General features: G+C 74.4%; 16 protein-coding genes and 1 pseudogene. 6 read left to right on the forward strand and 11 right to left on the reverse strand.

Going from position 1 to position 19,984, the window contains the following annotated elements; translation table 11 throughout:
• From ACFV0G_RS15150 to ACFV0G_RS15165, 4 genes and pseudogenes are all read left to right on the forward strand, one after another.
• A pseudogene (locus ACFV0G_RS15150) lies at positions 1–297 on the forward strand (hypothetical protein); the annotation flags it as partial.
• Positions 298–449: 152 nt separating this feature from the next.
• Positions 450–2,669: an NADP-dependent isocitrate dehydrogenase gene (locus ACFV0G_RS15155; RefSeq protein ID WP_380546709.1), complete on the forward strand. Its 2,220-nt coding sequence runs from the start codon at positions 450–452 to the stop codon at positions 2,667–2,669.
• 223 nt (positions 2,670–2,892) lie between these two features.
• A complete protein-coding gene (locus tag ACFV0G_RS15160) occupies positions 2,893–3,717 on the forward strand; it encodes an FAD binding domain-containing protein (protein WP_380546711.1) in 825 nt (274 codons plus the stop codon).
• Positions 3,714–6,470, forward strand: coding sequence for a molybdopterin-dependent oxidoreductase (locus ACFV0G_RS15165; RefSeq protein ID WP_380546713.1), 2,757 nt, complete (start codon positions 3,714–3,716; stop codon positions 6,468–6,470). Before ACFV0G_RS15160 ends, ACFV0G_RS15165 begins: the two co-directional genes overlap by 4 nt.
• 9 nt (positions 6,471–6,479) lie before the next feature.
• Here the strand turns inward: ACFV0G_RS15165 and ACFV0G_RS15170 are convergent, their stop codons facing one another.
• The 6 genes from ACFV0G_RS15170 to ACFV0G_RS15195 form a co-directional block, all read right to left on the reverse strand.
• A complete protein-coding gene (locus ACFV0G_RS15170) occupies positions 6,480–9,533 on the reverse strand; it encodes an alpha-mannosidase (RefSeq protein ID WP_380546715.1) in 3,054 nt (1,017 codons plus the stop codon).
• A gap of 120 nt (positions 9,534–9,653) precedes the next feature.
• Complete coding sequence (locus ACFV0G_RS15175; protein WP_380546717.1) at positions 9,654–10,292, reverse strand: lactate utilization protein C; 639 nt, start codon at positions 10,290–10,292, stop codon at positions 9,654–9,656.
• Complete coding sequence (locus ACFV0G_RS15180; RefSeq protein WP_380546720.1) at positions 10,289–11,740, reverse strand: LutB/LldF family L-lactate oxidation iron-sulfur protein; 1,452 nt, start codon at positions 11,738–11,740, stop codon at positions 10,289–10,291. Before ACFV0G_RS15180 ends, ACFV0G_RS15175 begins: the two co-directional genes overlap by 4 nt.
• Complete coding sequence (locus ACFV0G_RS15185) at positions 11,737–12,474, reverse strand: (Fe-S)-binding protein (protein WP_380546722.1); 738 nt, start codon at positions 12,472–12,474, stop codon at positions 11,737–11,739. The genes ACFV0G_RS15180 and ACFV0G_RS15185 overlap by 4 nt, the downstream gene beginning before the upstream one ends.
• Before the next feature lie 183 nt (positions 12,475–12,657).
• Positions 12,658–13,509 (reverse strand): fumarylacetoacetate hydrolase family protein, encoded by an 852-nt coding sequence (locus ACFV0G_RS15190; protein WP_380546724.1) that lies wholly within the window; start codon positions 13,507–13,509, stop codon positions 12,658–12,660.
• Between the two features lie 236 nt (positions 13,510–13,745).
• Positions 13,746–14,108: a hypothetical protein gene (locus ACFV0G_RS15195; RefSeq protein ID WP_380546726.1), complete on the reverse strand. Its 363-nt coding sequence runs from the start codon at positions 14,106–14,108 to the stop codon at positions 13,746–13,748.
• A gap of 779 nt (positions 14,109–14,887) precedes the next feature.
• On the opposite strand from ACFV0G_RS15195, the gene ACFV0G_RS15200 reads away from it, so the two are divergent.
• Positions 14,888–15,547, forward strand: a complete 660-nt coding sequence (locus tag ACFV0G_RS15200; protein ID WP_380546728.1) for an NADPH-dependent F420 reductase — start codon at positions 14,888–14,890, stop codon at positions 15,545–15,547.
• A 66-nt stretch (positions 15,548–15,613) separates the two neighbouring features.
• Here ACFV0G_RS15200 and ACFV0G_RS15205 read toward each other — a convergent pair whose 3' ends face one another.
• The 5 genes from ACFV0G_RS15205 to ACFV0G_RS15225 all read right to left on the reverse strand — a co-directional run bounded on the left by ACFV0G_RS15205 (position 15,614) and on the right by ACFV0G_RS15225 (position 19,118).
• A complete protein-coding gene (locus ACFV0G_RS15205; RefSeq protein WP_380546738.1) occupies positions 15,614–16,306 on the reverse strand; it encodes a DUF4232 domain-containing protein in 693 nt (230 codons plus the stop codon).
• Positions 16,307–16,488: 182 nt separating this feature from the next.
• A complete protein-coding gene (locus ACFV0G_RS15210; RefSeq protein ID WP_380546730.1) occupies positions 16,489–16,893 on the reverse strand; it encodes a PPOX class F420-dependent oxidoreductase in 405 nt (134 codons plus the stop codon).
• A gap of 92 nt (positions 16,894–16,985) precedes the next feature.
• Positions 16,986–17,840, reverse strand: coding sequence for an ABC transporter permease (locus ACFV0G_RS15215; protein WP_380546732.1), 855 nt, complete (start codon positions 17,838–17,840; stop codon positions 16,986–16,988).
• Positions 17,800–18,666 (reverse strand): ABC transporter ATP-binding protein, encoded by an 867-nt coding sequence (locus tag ACFV0G_RS15220; protein WP_380546734.1) that lies wholly within the window; start codon positions 18,664–18,666, stop codon positions 17,800–17,802. The genes ACFV0G_RS15215 and ACFV0G_RS15220 overlap by 41 nt, the downstream gene beginning before the upstream one ends.
• A complete protein-coding gene (locus ACFV0G_RS15225; RefSeq protein ID WP_380546736.1) occupies positions 18,663–19,118 on the reverse strand; it encodes a MarR family winged helix-turn-helix transcriptional regulator in 456 nt (151 codons plus the stop codon). Before ACFV0G_RS15225 ends, ACFV0G_RS15220 begins: the two co-directional genes overlap by 4 nt.
• A gap of 180 nt (positions 19,119–19,298) precedes the next feature.
• On the opposite strand from ACFV0G_RS15225, the gene ACFV0G_RS15230 reads away from it, so the two are divergent.
• Positions 19,299–19,967 (forward strand): TetR family transcriptional regulator, encoded by a 669-nt coding sequence (locus ACFV0G_RS15230; protein ID WP_380546740.1) that lies wholly within the window; start codon positions 19,299–19,301, stop codon positions 19,965–19,967.
• Positions 19,968–19,984: the final 17 nt, after the last annotated feature.

Consider the following 19,984-nt stretch of genomic DNA (forward strand, 5'->3'; position numbering starts at 1 on the left):
GCCACCACTGTCGCCCGCGGGGCCCAGGGCCGCCTTTCGCCCGCGCCCCGCCCGGGGGATGGCCGCCGCCCCCCGGGGGCGTATCGGGGGGGCGCCCCGCGGGGTCGGACGGGCGGGCGGGGGGCGCCCCGGCGGCGCGCCCGCGAGGACCTCGCGGCCCGGATCTGCGGAGCGGTCCGGGCCGGCGACGGGCCGCAGGTCGCCGCCCTGCTCGACCGGCTGGAGCGGACGGGCGACACGGCGCTGCTGGACCGGGTGGCGCAGGCCGTCCGGGCGCTCGACCTGCCCGCCTCCTAGCCGGTCGCAGCCGGGCGGAGCAGCCGCCCGGGGGCCTTCGCGGGGGCGGTGGCGAAGACTCGTCACGGGGGGTGGTGTCCGGGAGGGGCGATCACGAGATATCTTGATGTCGAGACGTTTCGAGATGTTGTAGACGTGAAAGCGGAGCACCGGTGACTGACTCGACCATCATCTACACGCACACGGACGAGGCCCCCGCCCTGGCGACCTACTCGTTCCTGCCCGTGGTCCAGGCGTACGCCTCGACGGCGGGCGTCAAGGTGGAGACCCGCGACATCTCCCTCGCCGGGCGCATCATCGCGAGCTTCCCCGAGCGTCTCGAGGAGGGCCAGCGCATCGCCGACGCCCTCGCCGAGCTCGGTGAGCTCGCCAAGACCCCGGGCGCCAACATCATCAAGCTGCCGAACATCTCGGCGTCCATCCCGCAGCTCAAGGCGGCCATCGCCGAGCTCCAGGGCCAGGGCTACGCCCTGCCGGACTACCCGGACGACCCGAAGACCGACGAGGAGCGCGAGACCCGCGCCCGCTACGACAAGGTCAAGGGCAGCGCCGTCAACCCGGTCCTGCGCGAGGGCAACTCCGACCGCCGCGCCCCCGCCTCGGTGAAGAACTACGCCAAGGCCCACCCGCACCGCATGGGCGCCTGGACCTCCGAGTCGAAGACCAACGTCGCCACCATGGGCGTCGACGACTTCCGCTCCACCGAGAAGTCCGCGGTCGTCGCCGAGGCCGGCACGCTCCGCATCGAGCTGCACGGCGACGACGGCTCCACCGCCGTGCTGCGCGAGAAGGTCCCGGTGCTGGCCGGCGAGGTCGTCGACGCCTCGGTGATGCGCGTCGCCGCGCTGCGCGAGTTCCTCGCCGCCCAGGTCGCCCGCGCCAAGGCCGAGGGCGTGCTGTTCTCGGTGCACCTCAAGGCCACCATGATGAAGGTCTCCGACCCGATCATCTTCGGCCACGTCGTCCGCGCGTTCTTCCCGAACACCTTCGCCCAGTACGGCGGCGACCTCGCCGCGGCCGGCCTGACCCCGAACGACGGCCTCGGCGGCATCTTCAAGGGCCTGGAGTCGCTGCCGAACGGCGCCGAGATCAAGGCCTCCTTCGACGCCGAGATCGCCGAGGGCCCGGCCCTCGCCATGGTCGACTCCGACCGCGGCATCACCAACCTGCACGTGCCGTCCGACGTCATCGTCGACGCCTCGATGCCGGCCATGATCCGCACCTCCGGCCACATGTGGGGCCCGGACGGCCAGGAGGCCGACACCCTCGCCGTCCTGCCGGACAGCAGCTACGCGGGCGTCTACCAGGCCGTCATCGACGACTGCCGCGCCCACGGCGCGTACGACCCGTCGACCATGGGCTCGGTGCCCAACGTCGGCCTGATGGCGCAGAAGGCCGAGGAGTACGGCAGCCACGACAAGACCTTCGAGATCCCGGTCACCGGCACGGTGCGGGTCGTCGACGCCTCCGGCGCCGTGGTCCTGGAGCAGGCCGTCGGCGCCGGCGACATCTTCCGGATGTGCCAGACCAAGGACCTGCCGATCCGCGACTGGGTCAAGCTCGCCGTCACCCGCGCCCGCGCCACCGGCGTCCCGGCCGTCTTCTGGCTGGACGAGGGCCGCGCACACGACGCGCAGCTGATCGCCAAGGTCAAGGCGTACCTGCCCGAGCACGACACCGAGGGCCTGCAGATCGAGATCCTCTCCCCGGTCGAGGCCACCGCGTTCTCGCTGGAGCGCATCCGCCGCGGCGAGGACACCATCTCGGTCACCGGCAACGTGCTGCGCGACTACCTGACCGACCTGTTCCCGATCCTGGAGCTGGGCACCAGCGCCAAGATGCTCTCGGTCGTCCCGCTGATGAACGGCGGCGGCCTCTTCGAGACCGGCGCCGGCGGCTCCGCCCCGAAGCACGTCCAGCAGCTGGTCAAGGAGAACTACCTGCGCTGGGACAGCCTCGGCGAGTTCCTCGCCCTGGCCGTCAGCTTCGAGCACCTCGCCACCACCACGGGCAACGCGCGCGCCCAGGTGCTCGCCGACACCCTGGACCGGGCCACCGGCACCTTCCTCAACGAGGACAAGTCGCCCAGCCGCAAGCTCGGCGGCATCGACAACCGCGGCAGCCACTTCTACCTGGCCCTGTACTGGGCCCAGGAGCTGGCCAAGCAGACCGCCGACGCGCAGCTCGCCGCGGCCTTCGCCGACCTGGCGAAGACCCTGGCCGAGCAGGAGCAGGCCATCGTCGACGAGCTGATCGCCGTGCAGGGCTCGCCCGCCGAGATCGGCGGCTACTACCAGCCCGACCCGGCCAAGGCCGCCGCCGTGATGCGGCCGTCGAAGGTCTTCAACGAGGCCATCGCCACCCTCGGCTGACACCGACCGCTCCCCGCGCCGCGGGGGGCACCGCAGGCCCCGCGCCCGGCCGCCGCACTCCGGCGGCCGGCCCCGCGGGGCCTTCGCGCGTCCGACCGCACCCGCTCCCACCTGGTCGATCATCCAGCGCCGCAGCCCGGGGCCCGTGCGGCCGACCACTCGTCCGGGCCGTCCGCCGTTGGCTTCAATCGCCGTAACGAACAGCCGAGGACGGTGGGACAACGTGGACCTGAACACGGTCATGGAGGTGCGCGACGCCCGGCGCGCCGGCGCCTGGGAGCCGGGCGACGCCTGGCTGGGCGGCGGCACCTACCTGTTCTCCGAACCCCAGACCCACCTGCGGCGGCTGTTCGACCTCAGCCGGATGGGCTGGACGCCGCTCGCCGGGACCGCCGACGGCGGCCTGGAGATCGCCGCCACCTGCACCGTCGCCGAACTCTCCCGGCACGGACGGCAGGCCGCCTGGACGGCCGCCCCGCTGGTCGAGCAGTGCTGCCGGGCCTTCCTGGCCTCCTGGAAGATCTGGCACATGGCCACCGTCGGCGGCAACCTCTGCAACGGCCTGCCCGCCGGCCCGATGATCTCGCTGACCGCCGCCCTCGACGGCGTCTGCCTGCTGCGCGCCCGGACCGGTGCCGTCCGCACGGTCCCGGTCGCCGACTTCGTGACCGGCGCCGGGGTGAAGGTGCTGGAACCCGGCGAACTGCTCCGCTCGATCACCCTGCCGGCCCGCGCCCTGGCCTGCCGCACCGCGTTCCGGCAGGCCTCGCTGTACGGGCTCGGCCGCTCCGCGGCCCTGCTGATCGGCACCCTCGACCCGCAGGACGGCTCGCTGACCGTCACCGTCACCGCCTCCACCGTCCGGCCGATCCGGCTCTGGTTCCCGCCCGGGCCGACCGCCGCGGCCGTCCGCGAGGCGGTGGGGGACCGGATCCGGCCCGAGGAGTACTTCGACGACATCCACGGACTCCCCACCTGGCGACGGCACATGACGTTCCGGTTCGCCGAGGAGATCCGCCGTGAACTCACCGAGGAGGGCGACCGATGAGCTTCGGCATCCGCGTCAACGGCCAGGACTTCGACACCGCACCGCGCCCCGGCCAGTGCCTGCGCACCTACCTGCGCGAGCGCGGCTGGTTCGGCGTCAAGAAGGGCTGCGACGCGGGCGACTGTGGCGCCTGCACCGTCCAGGTCGACGGCGCGCCCGTGCACAGCTGCCTCTACCCCGCCGTCCGGGCCGAGGGCCGCTCGGTCACCACCGTCGAGGGGCTTGCCCGGGACGGCGAACTCCACCCCGTGCAGCAGCAGTTCCTCGACGCCCAGGGCTTCCAGTGCGGCTTCTGCACGGCCGGATTCCTGATGACCGCCTCCGCGCTCGACGACGAGCAGCGCGCCGACCTGCCGCGCGCGCTCAAGGGCAACCTGTGCCGCTGCACCGGCTACCGGGCGATCGAGGACGCGGTGTGCGGCGTCCGGCACACCGAGGAGCCCGCCGCCGGCCAGGCCGTCGGCCGCAGCCTCGGCGCCCCGGCCGGGCCGCTGGTGGTCACCGGCACCGCCCGGTACACCTTCGACGTCGAGGTCGAGGGCCTGCTGCACATGAAGCTGCTGCGCTCGCCGCACCCGCACGCCCGGATCGTCTCCATCGACACCACGGCGGCGCTGCGGGTGCCCGGGGTGCACGCCGTCCTCACCCACCACGACGCCCCCTCGAAGCTCTACTCCTCGGCCCGCCACGAGCACCCCACCGAGGACCCGGACGACACCCGGGTGCTGGACGACGTGGTCCGGTTCGTCGGGCAGCGGGTGGCGGCCGTGGTCGCCGACAGCGAGGGCGCCGCCGAGGAGGGCTGCCGGCGGATCGTCGTCGAGTACGAGCAACTCCCGTACGTCCTCGATCCGGAGGAAGCGATGCTGCCCGGCGCGCCGGTGATCCACCCCAAGGGCCCGGAGACCCGGATCGCCCGTGCCGAGAACAACGTCTGCGGCGAGGCGCACGGCGAGATGGGCGACGTCGAACGGGGCTTCGCCGAGGCCGACCTGGTCCACGAGGAGACCTTCCGGACCCAGCGGGTGCAGCACGGCAGCCTGGAGACGCACGGCTGCGTGGTCTGGTTCGAGCGGCCCGTCGGGGAGGACGGCAAGGCCGGCGAGGAGCGGATCGTCGTCCGCTCCAGCACCCAGGTGCCGTTCCTCACCCGGCGCGCGCTGTGCGACCTGTACGACCTGCCGATGGAGCGGGTCCGGGTGGTCACGGGCCGGGTCGGCGGCGGGTTCGGCGGCAAGCAGGAGATGCTCACCGAGGACATCGCGGTGCTCGCCGCGATGAAGCTGCACCGGCCGGTGAAGCTGGAGTTCACCCGCCCCGAGCAGTTCTACGGTGCCACCACCCGCCACCCGTTCCGGATCACCGTGAAACTCGGCGCCAAGAGCGACGGCACCCTGACGGCCGTCCAGTTCCGAGTGGTCGCCAACACCGGCGCGTACGGCAACCACGGGCCGGCGGTCATGTTCCACAGCGTCGGTGAGTCGATGGGCATCTACCGGGCGCCGCACAAGAAGGTCGACGCCTACTCCGTCTACACCAACGGCGTGCCGGCGGGTGCCTTCCGCGGCTACGGGCTCGGCCAGGTCACCTTCGCCGTGGAGTCGGCGATGGACGAACTCGCCCGGCGGCTCGGCATCGACCCGCTGGTGCTCCGGGAGCGGAACATCATCGGCCCGGGCGAGCACATGGACGGCCCGCTCGGCGAGGAGGAGGACCTCCACATCGCCAGCTACGGCCTCGACCAGTGCCTGCAGGTCGTCCGGAACGCCCTCGCCGACGACACCAGTGCCGAACTCGCCCCCGAGGGCTGGCTGGTGGGCCAGGGCTTCGCGATGTCGGCGATCGCCTGCGGCCCACCCGGCGGCCACATCGCCGACGCGACCGTCTCGCTGCTGGCGGACGGTACGTACGACATCGCCGTCGGTACCGCCGAGTTCGGCAACGGCACCACCACCGTGCACAAGCAGATCACCGCCGGGGCGCTCGGCACCACCGTCGACCGGATCGCGATCCGGCAGTCCGACACCGATGTGGTGAAGCACGACACCGGTGCGTTCGGCTCGGCCGGCACCGTGGTCGCGGGCAAGGCCGTGATGAAGGCCGCCGACGCCCTGGCCGAGCGGATCCTCTCCTTCACCGCCGAGTACGCGCGCACCCCGCGCAGCAGCCAACTCCGGCTTTCCGCCGACGCGGTGGAGTGCGACGGGCGGACGGTCCCGCTGAAGGAGGTCTTCGAGGCCGCGCAGAGCAGCGGCGTCGAGCTGAGCGCAGACGGCCACTTCGGCGGCTCACCGCGCTCGATCGCCTTCAACTCGCAGTGGTTCCGGATCGCCGTCGACCCCGGCACCGGCGAGATCCGGATCCTGCGCAGCGTCCACGGCGCCGACGCCGGACGGGTGATGAACCCGCTGCAGTGCCGCGGCCAGGTCGAGGGCGGAGTCGCCCAGGCGCTCGGCGCCACCCTCTTCGAGCAGATCCTGCTGGACGACCGGGGCGAGGTGACCACCGCCGCCTTCCGCCGTTACCGGCTGCCGGCCTACGCCGATGTGCCGCGCACCGAGGTGCACTTCAGCGAGACCTCGGACGCGATCGGCCCGCTCGGCGCCAAGTCGATGAGCGAGAGCCCGTTCAACCCCGTCCCGCCGGCGTTCGCCAACGCGCTGCGGGACGCGACCGGGATCCGCTTCACCGAGGCTCCCTTCCTGCGGGACACGGTGTGGGCGGCGCTGCACGAGCGTGGACTCGACCGATAGCCCCCGGTGTCACGCCGCGGCCCCCGCCCGGACGAGCCGCAGTGTGACCAGCTGGAACGGCCGAAGCCGCAGGTGCACCACCCCGTCCCCGGCCCGCGCCGGGGACGGCTCCTCGGCCACCGGCCGCTCCAGCAGGTCGCAGACGAGCGCCTCGCCGAACGCGAACGAGGCGCTCAGCCGGCCCTCCGCCCGGCCGCCCAGCGACTCGTACAGGCGCACCACCACGTCGCCGCTGCCGTCGTCGGCCAGCTTGACCGCGCTGACCACCACGGCGGGCGCGTCCACCGCGACCAGCGGCGCGACCACGGCGTCCCCGGGCACCCGGCGCTCCGGCAGATTGATCCGGTAGCCCTCCCGGACGGCGTCGCCGATGTCCGCGGCCGGCACCAGGGCGTGCCGGAAGGTGTGCACCCCCTGGTCGGTCTCCGGGTCGGGGAAGCGCGGCGCCCGCAGCAGCGAGGCGCGCAGCGTGGTGGTGGTGCCCCGGTCGGCCGGCCGGACGTCGCGGGTGACGTCGTGCCCGTAGGTGGAGGCGGTGACCAGCGCCACCCCCCAGCCCGGTTCGGACAGCCGGACGAAGCGGTGGTTGCACGCCTCGAACTTCGCCGCCTCCCACGAGGTGTTGGTGTGCGTGGGCCGGTGCAGATGCCCGAACTGGGTCTCGGACGCGTACCGTTCGGCGTGCACGTCGAGCGGGAACGCGAGCTTCAGGAACTTCTCCGTCTCGTGCCAGTCGACCTCGGTCGCGATGTCCAGCCGGGGCGAGCCGGCGGTGAGGGTGAGCGTCTGGACCACCGAGGACGCGCCGAACGACCGGGCCACCCGTACCGACACCGCCTGCGCCGACTCCTCGGCCACCGCCAGTTCGTCCACGGCGGTCAGGTCGGTCGCCGTGCTGCGGTAGAACCGGTCGACGTCCCAGGCGTCCCACATGTTCGGGAAGTCCGGGTGGAGCTGCAGCAGGTTGGCGGCGGCACCGGGGGCCACCGCCTCCCGCCCGTCGGCCGCCGCGCGCACCGAGACCACCAGGCCCCGGCCGTCCACCGCGACCGCCAGCAGGCCGTTGTCCAGCACGTACCCGCCGCCCTCCCGGGCCGCCGCCCGGCAGCCGCCCGGCCCCGCGGCGGGCGCCGGGGCGCCGCCCCCGGCCGGCACCCCGGCCCGTTCGTGCGGCGCCGCATTGAACACCACCTCGGTGGCCGCCGAGGCGTCCCCGGCCAGTGCCCGCAGTGCCCGGCCGATCAGCCCCGCCAGCTCCTCGGTGAGGGCCGCGTACGTCCGCTCGGCCTCCCGGTGCACCCACGCGATGGACGAGCCGGGCAGGATGTCGTGGAACTGGTGCAGCAGCACCGTCTTCCAGATCCGGTCCAACTCCTCGTACGGGTAGGGGAGTCCGGCCCGGACGGCGGCCGTCGCGGACCACAGCTCGGCCTCCCGGAGGAGGTTCTCGCAGCGCCGGTTGCCCTGCTTGGTGCGGGCCTGGCTGGTCAGCGTGCCCCGGTGCAGCTCCAGATAGAGCTCACCGACCCAGACCGGCGCCTGCGGGTACTCCGCCTCGGCTCGGGCGAAGAACTCCTCCGGCTTCTCCCAGCGGACGACCGGCGAGCCCTCCAGATCGCGCACCCGGGCCGCCCTGGCCACCATCTCCCGGGTGGTGCCGCCCCCGCCGTCGCCCCAGCCGGACGGTGCCAGCGAGTGCCGCGCCGCGCCCTTCTCACGGAAGGTCCGGGCGGCGTGGGCGAGTTCGCGGCCGCGGATCGCACAGTTGTAGGTGTCCACCGGCGGGAAGTGCGTGAAGATCCGCGTCCCGTCGATGCCCTCCCACCAGAAGGTGTGGTGCGGGAAGGTGTTGACCTGGCTCCAGGAGATCTTCTGGGTCAGCAGCCAGCGCGCCCCGGCCGCCCGGACGATCTGCGGCAGCCCGGCCGCGAAGCCGAAGGTGTCCGGCAGCCAGACCTCCCGGCTCTCCAGCCCGAACTCCTCCAGGAAGAACCGCTTGCCGTACACGAACTGACGGGCCATCGCCTCCGAGCCCGGCATGTTGGTGTCCGACTCCACCCACATCCCGCCGGCCGGGACGAACCGCCCCGCGGCGACCGCCTCCCGAACCTTCGCGAACACCTCCGGACGGTGCTCCTTGAGCCACGCGTACTGCTGCGCCTGGGACATGGCGTAGACGAAGTCCGGCTCCTCGGCCAGCAGGGCGGTCATATTGGCGGCCGTCCGGGCGACCTTGCGGACGGTCTCCCGCAGCGGCCACAGCCAGGCGGAGTCGATGTGGGCGTGCCCGACCGCGCTGATCCGGTGCGCCGAGGGCGCGGCGGGGGCGGCGAGCACCCCGGCCAGTTCGGCCCGGGCGGCCGCGGCACTGCCGTTGACGTCCTGCAGGTCCACCGCGTCCAGGGCCCGTTCGACCGCCCGCAGGACGTCCCAGCGGCGGGCGCCGTCGGCCGGCAGCTCGGCCATCAGCTCGCCGAGCACCTCCAGGTCCCGCACCAGCTCCCACACGGTGGTGTCGAGGACGGCCAGGTCCATCCGGTTCAGCCGGTACAGCGGACCCGTCCCGGCCGTCTCCTTCGCACCCAACGGGGTCGGGGCGAACGGGTGGTGGCCCATCACCACGGGGTTGGCCGCCGCCTCGACGTGCAGCAGCACCTCCTCCCCGCCGGCCGCCGGCCCGGCGATCCGCACCCACTGGTTGTCCGGGTGGAGCCCCTTCACCGGCGTGCCGTCCGGCCGGTACACCAGCCCCTCGCACTGGAAGCCGGGCATCCCGGCGTCGAAGCCCAGATCGAGCAGCGCCTCCACCGTCCGGCCCGCCCACTCCTCGGGCACCCGGCCGCGCACGGTGAACCAGCAGGTCGTCCATGGCGGGCCCCAGGCGTCGCCGACCGCGATCGGACGGCGCGCGGCGGCCAGCCCCTCGGCGACCGGCACCGGCTCGTCCGGCGCCATCCACATGCCCACGCGCAGCGGTACCGACTCGGGGTACACCGCGGGGCGGATCCGCTCCTCCAGCACCCGGCGGAGCCGGGCCTCGACCAGCGTGCGGTCGTCGTGCATGGGGCCTCCCGAGGTCGCGGCGCCGCCGGACCGGCCCGCATCCACCAGTCATACCCCGCACGGCGGCCGGGACCGCGGATTCGGGGCCACGGCCGCCGGACGACCGGCAGGAGGGCGCCGTCACGGCGTGCCGCGCGGCGCGACGAGGACGACGTCCAGCACCCGCGGCCCGTGCACGCCCTCGACCCGGTCGAGCTCGATGTCGCTGGTGGCCGACGGCCCGGACACGAAGGTCAACGGGCGGGCCGGGTCCAGCCGGGCCAGCGCCTCGGGGAGGTCGCCGACCACCGACTCCTCCGGGAGGATGCACACATGGTGGTCGGGGAGCAGCGTCAGCGCCCGCCGGCCCTGGCCGGCCCCGCCGTCCAGCACCAGGGTGCCGGTGACCGCGATGCCCAGCGCCGCCGTGGTCACCACCGCGGAGGTGCCGTCCAACTCGGCTGTGCTGAGCGGAGGTTCGTCGACCACGAGGTCGCCGGGCGGGAGCCACTCGGCGGGCAGGCCGGGCGCGACGGCCGCCCGGTGCACACCGCGGTCGGCGAGCAGGCGGTGGACGGCCGAGGCGACGCCGTCCGGCCCGCAGCGCACCACCGTCGCCCGGTAGTCCGCGACCCGCCCGGCGAAGAGGTCGGCCGGGACGCCCTGCGCGTGGCTCGGCGCGTAGCCGCGCGGCACCGCCACGTCCTGCGGCCGCTCTCCGGCCGGGACGTCGCCCAGCGCCTCCCGGATCCGCCGCAGGACCTCCTCGCGTGCGCTCACTCGCCCTGCCCCTCCTGCTCGCGGGTCCGCCGCCACCAGGCGCGGAAGGACTCGGCGGCCGGCGCCGGGACGTCCCGGGCGTCCGTCCAGCCGCCGAGCGGACCGGGCAGCCGCCGCGGCGGCAGACCCGGCAGCCTGGCGGCGAGGGCGCCCGCGCGCTGTGCGGCGGCGAACCGGCCCGGCGACTCCAGCACCGCCCGGGCGGCCCGCATCGCGAGCGCCTCGGCGGACGGCACCCGGCGGCGGGCCCGTTCGGCGGCCACCACCGCGGCCCGCAGATGGGCCAGTACCTCCGGGATGTCGATCCGCACCGGGCAGGCCTCGTAGCAGGCCCCGCAGAGCGTCGAGGCGAACGGCAGCGACGCCGCGTGCTCCACGCCGACCAGCTGCGGGGTCAGCACCGCGCCGATCGGACCGGGGTAGACCGAGCCGTACGCGTGGCCGCCGACGCGCTCGTACACCGGGCAGACGTTCAGGCAGGCCGAGCAGCGGATGCAGTGCAGCGCCTGGCGGCCGACCGGGTCCGCCAGCGTCGCCGTCCGGCCGTTGTCGAGCAGGACGAGGTGGAAGTCCCGCGGCCCGTCGCCGTCCGCGGTGCCGGTCCACATCGAGGTGTACGGGTTCATCCGCTCGCCGGTCGAGGACCGCGGCAGCAGCTGGAGGAAGACCTCCAGGTCGGTGAAGGCGGGGACGACCTTCTCGATGCCCATCACGGTGATCAGCGTCTCCGGCAGGGTCAGGCACATCCGCCCGTTGCCCTCGGACTCCACCACCACGACCGTCCCGGTGTCCGCGGCGGCGAAGTTGGCGCCGGAGACGGCGACCCTCGCCCGGAGGAACTTCTCCCGCAGGTGCAGCCGGGCGGCCTCGGCGAGCGCCCGGGGCTCGTCGGTGAGGCCGTCGGGCGCCGGCCGCCCGTACGCGGCCATCCTGGTGCGGAAGATGTCCCGGATCTCGGCCCGGCCCCGGTGGATCGCCGGCACCAGGATGTGCGAGGGCCGGTCGTCGGCCAACTGCACGATCAGCTCGGCGAGATCGGTCTCGTGGGCGGCGATGCCGGCCTCGGCCAGCGCCTCGTTCAGGCCGATCTCTTGGGTGGCCATCGACTTGACCTTGACCACCTCGCGCTCGCCGGTGGCCCGCACCAGGCCGGTGACGATCCGGTTGGCCTCGGCCGCGTCGCGCGCCCAGTGCACGGTGCCGCCGGCCGCGGTGACACCGCGCTCCAACTGCTCCAGATAGTGGTCGAGATGGCGCAGGGTACGGCGCTTGATGGCCTCGCCGGCCTCGCGCAGCCGCTCCCAGTCGTCGAGTTCGGCGGTGACGGCGAGCCGCTTGTCGCGGATCGTGCCGGTGGCGCGCCGCAGGTTGCGGCGGAGCACCGGGTCGGCGAGCGCGGTGCGGGCCGCCTCCGGGAAGGACGGCGAGCCCAGCCAGACGGTGTTCACGCCACACCCTCCGCCGGGGCCAGGATCTCCGCCAGGTGGACCGTCCGCACCCCGGTGCGCAGCCGGGCGAGGCCGCCGCCGATGTGCGTCAGGCAGGAGTTGTCGGCGGCGCAGAGCACCTCGGCGCCGACGTCGAGGACGGCCCGCATCTTGTCGGCGAGCATCGCGGTGGACGTGTCGGCGTTCTTCAGCGCGAAGGTCCCGCCGAAGCCGCAGCAGGAGTCGGCGGCCGGCAGTTCGACGAGGTCGATGCCCGACACGGCGCGCAGCAGCCGCAGCGGCCGGTCGCCGAGGTGCAGCACCCGCAGCGAGTGGCAGGTCGGATGATAGGCGACCCGGTGCGGGTAGTGGGCGCCCACGTCGGTCACCCCGAGCACGTCGGTCAGGAACTCGGTGAGCTCGTACACCTTCGGTGCGGTGGCGGCGACCGCTGCGCCGAGCGCGCGATCACCGGACCCGGCGGCCAGCACGGCGTGGTGGTGGCGGGCCGTCCCGGCGCAGGAGGCGGACGGCGTGACGATCGCGTCGTACCCGGCGAACGCCTCGGTGAAGCGCCGCACCAGCGGCACCGCGTCCGGCCGGTAGCCGCTGTTGTAGTGCATCTGCCCGCAGCAGGTCTGGGCCTGCGGGAAGTCGACGCGGTGGCCGAGCCGCTCCAGCAGCCGGACCACGGCCCGCCCGGTGCCGGGGTACAGCGTGTCGTTGAAGCAGGTGATGAACAGGGCGACGCGCATCGGCTCACCTCCTCGGTCGGGGGCCGCCGGCCGGCGCACGGGCCGCCTGACCGCCCGTCATGCACCCGCCGTCCGTCCCGCGACGGCGCTGCCCGTCCCGAAGGTACCGTCCGGTCGGCCGCCGCCGGCGGATGTCGCGGATCTCCGGACGGGGCGATCCCTGCGGTGGCGCCCGCGTGCGGCTCAGGCCGCGGCGAAGGTCTGCGACTGCCGGCCGAGGCTGTCGACGGTGAGCTCGACGGTGTCGCCGGGGCGCAGGTACGGGGTGTCGGGCCGGCCGAGGGCGACGCCGGCCGGGGTGCCGGTGTTGATCACGTCGCCGGGGTGCAGCACCAGGTACTGGCTGAGGTACCAGACCAGGTACGGGACGTCGAAGATCATGTCCTTGGTGCTGCCGTCCTGGCGCAGCACGCCGTCGACGCTCAGCCGCAGGGCCAGGGCCTGGGGGTCCGGGACGTCCTCCGGGGTGACCAGCCAGGGCCCGAGCGGGTTGAAGGTCTCGCAGGACTTCCCGAGGTCCCACTGGCCGGAGTAGTCGAACTGGAACTCCCGCTCGGAGACGTCGTGGCTGATCGCGTAGCCCGCGATGACCTCGGCCGCGCGGGCGGGGGAGTCCAGGTAGCGGGCGGTGCGGCCGATCACCACCGCCAGCTCCACCTCCCAGTCGGTCCGGGTGGAGCCGCGGGGGATCAGCACCGGGTCGTTCGGACCGACCACCGTCCACGGGTCCTTCAGGAAGACCACCGGCCGGGACGGGACCGCCGCGCCGGTCTCCGCCGCGTGGTCGCGGTAGTTCAGCCCGATGCAGACGACCTTGCCCGGCCGGGCCACCGGGGCGCCGATCCGCAGCCCCTCCCCGTCCAGTACGGGCAGCCGCCCGACCGCCAGCGCCGCCCGCACCCGCTCCGGGCCGCCGGAGGCCAGGAATGCCCCGTCGATGTCGTCGGTGAGCCCCGAGAGGTCGTACAGGCGGCCCGCCGCGTCGAGCAGGGCGGGTCGTTCGCCGCCGGCGGGGCCGACACGGAGCAGCTTCATTCGGGGTCTCCTGGGCGTCCGGGGAGGCGGCGGGGGCGGCCGCGCCGGCCGGGGTGCGGCGTCCCATGATCGCCAGGACTCTACGGGGAGCGGCGGCGGCTGCCAAGGCCGGCCGGGCCCGCCCGGGGCCGGCCCGCCGTACGCGGGGCGCCTGCCGGGCGTCAGGGGGCACTGCGCGGCCGTGACACGCCGAACCGGGCGCCCGGTCCTGCCGGGTGCCCGGGAATTTCCGGAGATCAGGCCGTGCGGGGAGCCGAGCGGCGCCGGGGCAGCTCCACCACGGTGGTGCCCATCTCGTGCAGGAAGCCCATGACCGCCGCCGAGGTGTGGTCGTCCAGCGAGAACGTCCACCGGCCGGGGATCAGCACCGTGCTGAAGCGGCCCATGGCCACCTGGGAGAGCAGGGCCTTCAGCTGCGGCCGGACGGCCCGCGACGACACACCGTTGTCGAGGAAGAGCTGCGGGTACTGCAGGCCGAGCCGGTGCGCGTGCTCCTCCATCGCGCGGACGTGGAAGTCCACCTGCCAGCGGTCGTACGGGTAGCAGCGCAGATACGCCGCCGTGCCGGCGGGTGTGTGGGGGTCCTGCTTGGCGGTCATCGTCGCTCCTCACTGAGCGGGGGTCGTGCGTTCGCCCTCGTGAACGCTGCGCCGGCACCGGCCGGGCGGCCGGGGCGGCGGCGTGCGGACCGGGACGGGACCGCTCGGCGGTCTCCCGGCCGCGGCCGCTGCGGCGTCCGCGCCGACGGGTCGCGTGGCGAGGAGGCGTCGCCCGGGGGTGATCCGGGAGTGCGCCCGCACTCCTCCGCGTCTGCGCGGGTACCGCCGCCGAGCGGCGGACCGGCGATGGGTGGCCGCCGGGGATGACCCGCGCTACGCCGTGCCGGCCGGGCCCTGGGGGAGTGGGGAGGTATCTGTCGGTAGTGGCGGGGACGGCACGTCTGGCTTCCATAGTGCACCGTCGAACGCGCTGCCGGTACCCATCGGAGGGGAAGATAATCCAGTAGCGATCGTATACGGCGGATTTTCTTCCTGTGCAAGGGGCCCCAGGCCGCAAGAAGAGGCGCTGAATGGCCCGCCGGCGGACAAAGCTGTCAGGCACCCGGCAGGCCGGGCGGTGGGCCGGGCCGGTGTCCCGAGCCGCTCACGCGCCACTCGGAAGGTTACGCAGGGTGATCGATCGGATGCGGGTCGGGGATCCTGCCGGGGCCGGCCGGCCCCGGCAGGGTGCCGACGGTCCGTCAGGCCGCGACCCCGCCGGCCGCCGGTCCGTGCCCGCATCCCTCGTCCGAGTGAATCCGTGCCGGCGGAAATAGGCGGCGGGACGGGGCGGTTGGGGTCCGGTGCGGTACACCGGCCGCACGGCACTGGAGGACGGCATGAAGATCGGCATCATCGGCGCGGGCAACATCGGCGGCAACCTCACCCGGCGGCTGACCGCCCTCGGCCACGAGGTCGCGGTCGCCAACTCGCGCGGGCCGCAGACGCTGACCGCACTGGCGGAGGAGACCGGAGCGACCCCGGTCGCGGTGGCCGAGGCGGCCCGCGGTGCCCAGGTCGTGGTCGTCACCGTTCCGCTGAAGGCCGTGCCGGACCTGCCGTCGGGCCTGTTCGACGAGGCGGCCGAGGGCGTGGTCGTCATCGATACCGGCAACTACTATCCGCGCCAGCGCGACGGCCGGATCGCCGCCATCGAGGACGGCCTGACGGAGAGCCGCTGGACGGAGCAGCACCTCGGCCACCCGGTGGTGAAGGCGTTCAACGGCACCTACGCCCAGGACCTCCTGGACCGGCCGCTGCCCGCCGGCGACCCCGACCGGATGGCGCTACCGGTGGCGGGCGACGACGAGGCGGCCAAGCGGGCCGTGCGGGCCCTGATCGACGAGCTGGGCTTCGACACGGTGGACGCGGGCGGCCTCGACGAGTCCTGGCGCCAGCAGCCCGACTCGCCGGTCTACGGGCTGCGCGCGGGCGTCGACGCGGTCACCGAGGCGCTCGCCAAGGCCTCCCCGGAGCGCCCGGAGGCCTTCCGGGGGTGACGCCCGCGGTGCGGCACCGGCCGGCCGGCGGTGTCGGCCGGTGCGGTGCCGGGCCGGCCGGTGACGTCAGCCGGTGACGGAGGCGGGCAGCACCTCGGAGACCTGCACCGACGACCCGCAGGGCTGGAAGGCGAACGGTACGTTCTTGTCGGCGTCGGCCAGCGGGTCCAGCGGCGCACGGAAGGCGAAGCCGGCCGCGTGCGGGCACGGGCCGTCGCCGACCGGCACGTCGCTCCACTTGAGGAAGAAGGCGGCGGTGCCGCCCGGCGGCAGCACCAGGGTGCCGCCGCTGCCGCCCAGCCCGCCGAAGCCCGCCGGGATGGCGCCGACCGAGATGACCGGCAGCGACGGGCCGTACGGGACGACGGTGGGCCGGCCGTGGATCGAGCAGGGCGCCGAGCCGGTGTTGGTCAGCACGAACCGCTGCACCAGGGTGCCCGCCGCGCCGTCCGCGGTGGACTTGGTGACGCTCAGCACCGGGTTGATGCAGAACTCCGAGCCGCCGCCCCCGCCGCCGCCCGCGGTGGGGGGGGGCGAGCGGGTCGCCCCGGTCCGGGTGGCGCTCGGCCGCGGGGTGCCGGTCGCGGTGGTCGGGGCTGCGGTGGCCGCCCCGGAGGCGGTCGCGGCGGACGAGGGCGGGGCGGAGACCGCGGTGATGCCGGTGGCGTCACCCGCTCCACCGGAGGGGTCGTTGCAGCCGGCCACCACCAGGGGAGCGGCGAGGGCGAGAGCGGCGGCGAGGGAGCGGCGGCGAGTCATCACGAGTCAGCCCTTCGGGTCGTCCGGTCGGCGCGGGTCTGCGGAACCGCTGGATTCCGAGACGCACCGGCGCCGTGCCCGGTTCTGGCCGGGGCGGCCGCATGCTACCGCCGCGCGGCCACCCCGTCGGACCCCGGGTGGCCGGTCGGCGCTGCCGCCAACCCGCTGCGCCGGCCCGGGAGTCAGCCCTTCAGGGTGATCCGGATACCGACCGTCCCGTGCTCACCGCGCCGGATCCGGCTGCCGAGCAGCGTGACGACCCCGAGCAGTCCGTACTTCTGGCGCAGCAGCGTGCGGTAGGCGGCCGTCCGCTCGGGGGCGCAGATCTCCGCGGTGGCCGGCACCTGCTCGCCGGTCGGGTTGCCGCGCACGTCGCACGGGCCGACCAGGACGTCGCCGCGGTTGCGGATCCGCTTGACCTTCCAGGAGTCCGCCACCGTCCAGATGCCCAGCGCGTCGCCGTCGCGCACCACCCAGACGGGGGTCGGCACGCCCGTCCCGTCCTTCTTGTAGGTGGTGACCAGGAGGTAGCTCCCGGCGGAGAGGGCGACCAGGCGTTCGAGCTGCTCCTGCGGCATGGCGTTCATGGCGCGCAGTCTAGGGGGTGGGCGGCCCCCGGTCCGGCCGCCCGTGCGCCGGGCGGCCGGTGCACCGGGCCCGCCGGTGCGGCGGGTCCGGGTCAGCGGGCGAGGCGGCCGAGCAGGGCGGAGGCGGCGGCGATGCCGGCCCCGGCGGCCAGCACCAGGACGCCGAAGTCCGCGCCGAGGTGGGCGGGGGTGCCGAGGAGCAGGCCGCGCAGGGCGTCGACCTCGTAGCTGAGCGGGTTCACCTTGCTGACGGCCTGGAGCCAGCCCGGCATGACGGCCACCGGGTAGAGCGCGTTGGAGGCGAAGAACAGCGGCATGGTGATGGCCTGTCCGATGCCCATGAGGCGGTCCCGGGTCAGCACGATCCCGGCGATCGACATGGACAGGCAGGAGAAGAACGCCGATCCCAGCACCACGGCGACCGCGACCCCGGCCAGCCGCAGCGGGTTCCAGGTCATCGCGACCCCCAGCAGTGCCGCGATCAGCACCACCACGGCGGCCTGGACGAGCGCCTTCACCCCGGCGGCGAACGCCTTGCCGGTGACCAGCGCGGCCCGGGGCGTCGGGGTGACCAGCAGCTTGGTGAGGACGCCGGAGTCCCGCTCCCAGATGATCATGATGCCGTAGAAGATCGCGATGAACATCGCGGACTGGGCGATGATCCCCGGTGCCAGGAAGTCGAGGTACGGGATGCCGCCGGTGGGTACGGCGTGGATCCGGGTGAAGGTCTCGCCGAAGATCAGCAGCCAGAGGGCCGGCTGCACCGCGCGGGTGTACAGCTCACTGCGGTCGTGGCGGAGTTTCTGCAGCTCCACCGCGCACATCGCGAAGGTGCGGGCCGGCACCACCCGCCAGGCCGGGCGGGCCGGCGGCGGACGGAGCAGCAGGTCCAGGTCGGGCACCGGGTCAGCCGACCCGGGACGCGGTACGGCGGGTGCGTCGGACATCGCGGAAATCGCCTCCTTCGTCCGGGCCGCCACCGGCCAGCGCGCTGCCGGAGTAGTGGCGGAAGACGTCCTCCAGGGTCGGTGCGCGGTCGCCCTCGCGGGCCAGCCCGGCCCGCAGCTCCTCGGGTGTGCCGACGGCCCGGATCCGGCCGCGGTGCATCAGGCCGATCCGGTCGCAGTGCTCGTCGGCCTCCTCCATGTAGTGGGTGGTGACCAGCACGGTCATCCCGGTCGCCGCCCGGACCCGGTGGATCCGGTCCCAGACGCCGTCCCGCGCGATCGGGTCCAGCCCGATGGTGGGCTCGTCGAGGATGAGCAGGCGCGGCGCGCTGACCAGCGCCTGGGCGAGTTCGAGCCGGCGGACCATGCCGCCGGAGTAGGTGCCGGCCAGCCGGTCGGCGGCCTCGGCGAGGTCGACCGCGGCGAGTGCCTGGGCGACCCGGGCGGCCCGCTCGCGGCGCGGCACGTCGAAGACCCGGGCGAACAGGTCGACGTTCTCGCGCCCGGTCAGGTTGGCGTCGGCGGACAGCTGCTGCGGTACGTAGCCGAGCAGCCGGCGGACGGCCATCGGCTCCCGGGCGCAGTCGTGCCCGAACACCCGGACCATCCCCGCCCCGGACGGCAGCAGCGTGGTGATCGCCCGGATCGCCGTGGTCTTGCCGGCGCCGTTCGGCCCGAGCAGGCCGAACACCTCGCCGCCGTGCACGGCCAGGTCCAGCCCGTCCACCGCCCGGGTGTCGCCGAAGGAGTAGGCCAGCCCCGTGCAGTCGACCGCGAGGCCGGCCCCCGGCGGGGCCGCCGACGGTGCACCTCGTTCCGCGCTCATGGCGTGTCCCCTTCCTCGCGGAGCCCCGCCGCCAGCCGGCGCAGGGCGGGCAGTGCCGCCGCGATGCTGTCGCGGTCGGCGGCCGGGAGCCGGGCGTACTGCTCGCCGACCAGGGTGCGGCGCCGGGCGTCCCAGGCGCCCAGCCTGGCCACCGCCTCGTCCGTGGTGTGCAGCCGCGCGGCCCGCCGGTCGTCCGGGTCGGTCTCGCGCCGCAGCAGGCCGGCCGCCACGAGCTGGTTGACCAGCGTGGAGACGGAGTTGCCGGCGAGGTAGAGCTCCCGGGCCGCGGCGGACACCCGGATGCCGGGGGAGGCCGCGACCAGCCGCAGCAGCTCCACCTGCGCGCCGCGCAGGCGCGGCACGGTCAGTCCGCGGCGCAACCGCCGGCGCAGCAGCCGCTGGATGCCGACCAGCAGCTCGGCCAGCTCGCCCGAGGGGTCCTGGGTGGCCATGTCATCGATATTAGCTCTCAGTCAGAGCCATCCGCCAGGGCACGTGGCCGGGGCAGTGGGGGCCTTGATGCCGGTTGGCAGCAGCACTGAGTGCCATTCGGCCCGGGTCGGTGCTAAGTTCACGCCATGACCGACGCCCAGAAGCCCGAGCCGGACGCCGCGGCCACCGTGAAGCCCGCCATGCGGGACTCCCTGATCGCGGCGGCGTTCCAGCTGTTCCTGGAGCGCGGCTACGAGCAGACCACCATCGACGACATCGTCCGGGTGGCCGGCGTCGGCCGCCGCTCGTTCTTCCGCTACTTCCCCTCCAAGGAGGACGTGGTCTTCCCCGACCACGAGCAGTGCCTGGCGGACATGACCGCCTTCCTGGAGGCCAGCGAGGACGGCGACGACCCCGTGGTGCGGGTCTGCGACGCCGCCCGCCTGGTGCTGCGGATGTACGCCGAGAACCCCACCTTTTCGGTGCAGCGCTACCGCCTCACCAAGCAGGTCCCCGGGCTGCGCACCTACGAGCTCTCGGTCGTCTGGCGCTACGAGCGGACCCTCGCCGCCTATCTGCGCGGCCGCTTCGCGGCCCGCCGCGACGGCACCCTGCGCGCCGACGTGGTCGCCTCGGCCGTGGTGGCCGCGCACAACCACGCGCTGCGCTCGTGGCTGCGCGCCGACGGCAAGGGCGACGCCTCGGTGGAGATGGACCACGCGCTGGCCTACGTGACCGGGGCCTGGTCCTCGAACGCCCCGGCCGATGCGGCGCAGGAGGAGGACGACGTGGTCGTCGTCATCACCCGCCGCGGCACCCCGATGTGGCGGGTGGTCAGGGACGTGGAGGCCGGGCTCGGCCGGGAGTGACCGCGGGCCCCGCCGGG

This window comes from Kitasatospora sp. NPDC059571 (assembly GCF_042735675.1).
Classification (GTDB): domain Bacteria; phylum Actinomycetota; class Actinomycetes; order Streptomycetales; family Streptomycetaceae; genus Kitasatospora.

Bases quoted from the DNA above. Each gene is read 5' to 3' on its own strand.
- ACFV0G_RS15190 (WP_380546724.1), bottom strand. From the start codon at position 13,509: ATGAAGCTGCTCCGTGTCGGCCCCGCCGGCGGCGAACGACCCGCCCTG.
- ACFV0G_RS15170 (WP_380546715.1), bottom strand. From the start codon at position 9,533: ATGCACGACGACCGCACGCTGGTCGAGGCCCGGCTCCGCCGGGTGCTG.
- ACFV0G_RS15215 (WP_380546732.1), bottom strand. From the start codon at position 17,840: ATGTCCGACGCACCCGCCGTACCGCGTCCCGGGTCGGCTGACCCGGTG.
- ACFV0G_RS15185 (WP_380546722.1), bottom strand. From the start codon at position 12,474: ATGCGCGTCGCCCTGTTCATCACCTGCTTCAACGACACGCTGTACCCC.
- ACFV0G_RS15195 (WP_380546726.1), bottom strand. From the start codon at position 14,108: ATGACCGCCAAGCAGGACCCCCACACACCCGCCGGCACGGCGGCGTAT.
- ACFV0G_RS15220 (WP_380546734.1), bottom strand. From the start codon at position 18,666: ATGAGCGCGGAACGAGGTGCACCGTCGGCGGCCCCGCCGGGGGCCGGC.
- ACFV0G_RS15230 (WP_380546740.1), top strand. From the start codon at position 19,299: ATGCGGGACTCCCTGATCGCGGCGGCGTTCCAGCTGTTCCTGGAGCGC.
- ACFV0G_RS15205 (WP_380546738.1), bottom strand. From the start codon at position 16,306: ATGACTCGCCGCCGCTCCCTCGCCGCCGCTCTCGCCCTCGCCGCTCCC.
- ACFV0G_RS15200 (WP_380546728.1), top strand. From the start codon at position 14,888: ATGAAGATCGGCATCATCGGCGCGGGCAACATCGGCGGCAACCTCACC.
- ACFV0G_RS15210 (WP_380546730.1), bottom strand. From the start codon at position 16,893: ATGAACGCCATGCCGCAGGAGCAGCTCGAACGCCTGGTCGCCCTCTCC.
- ACFV0G_RS15165 (WP_380546713.1), top strand. From the start codon at position 3,714: ATGAGCTTCGGCATCCGCGTCAACGGCCAGGACTTCGACACCGCACCG.
- ACFV0G_RS15225 (WP_380546736.1), bottom strand. From the start codon at position 19,118: ATGGCCACCCAGGACCCCTCGGGCGAGCTGGCCGAGCTGCTGGTCGGC.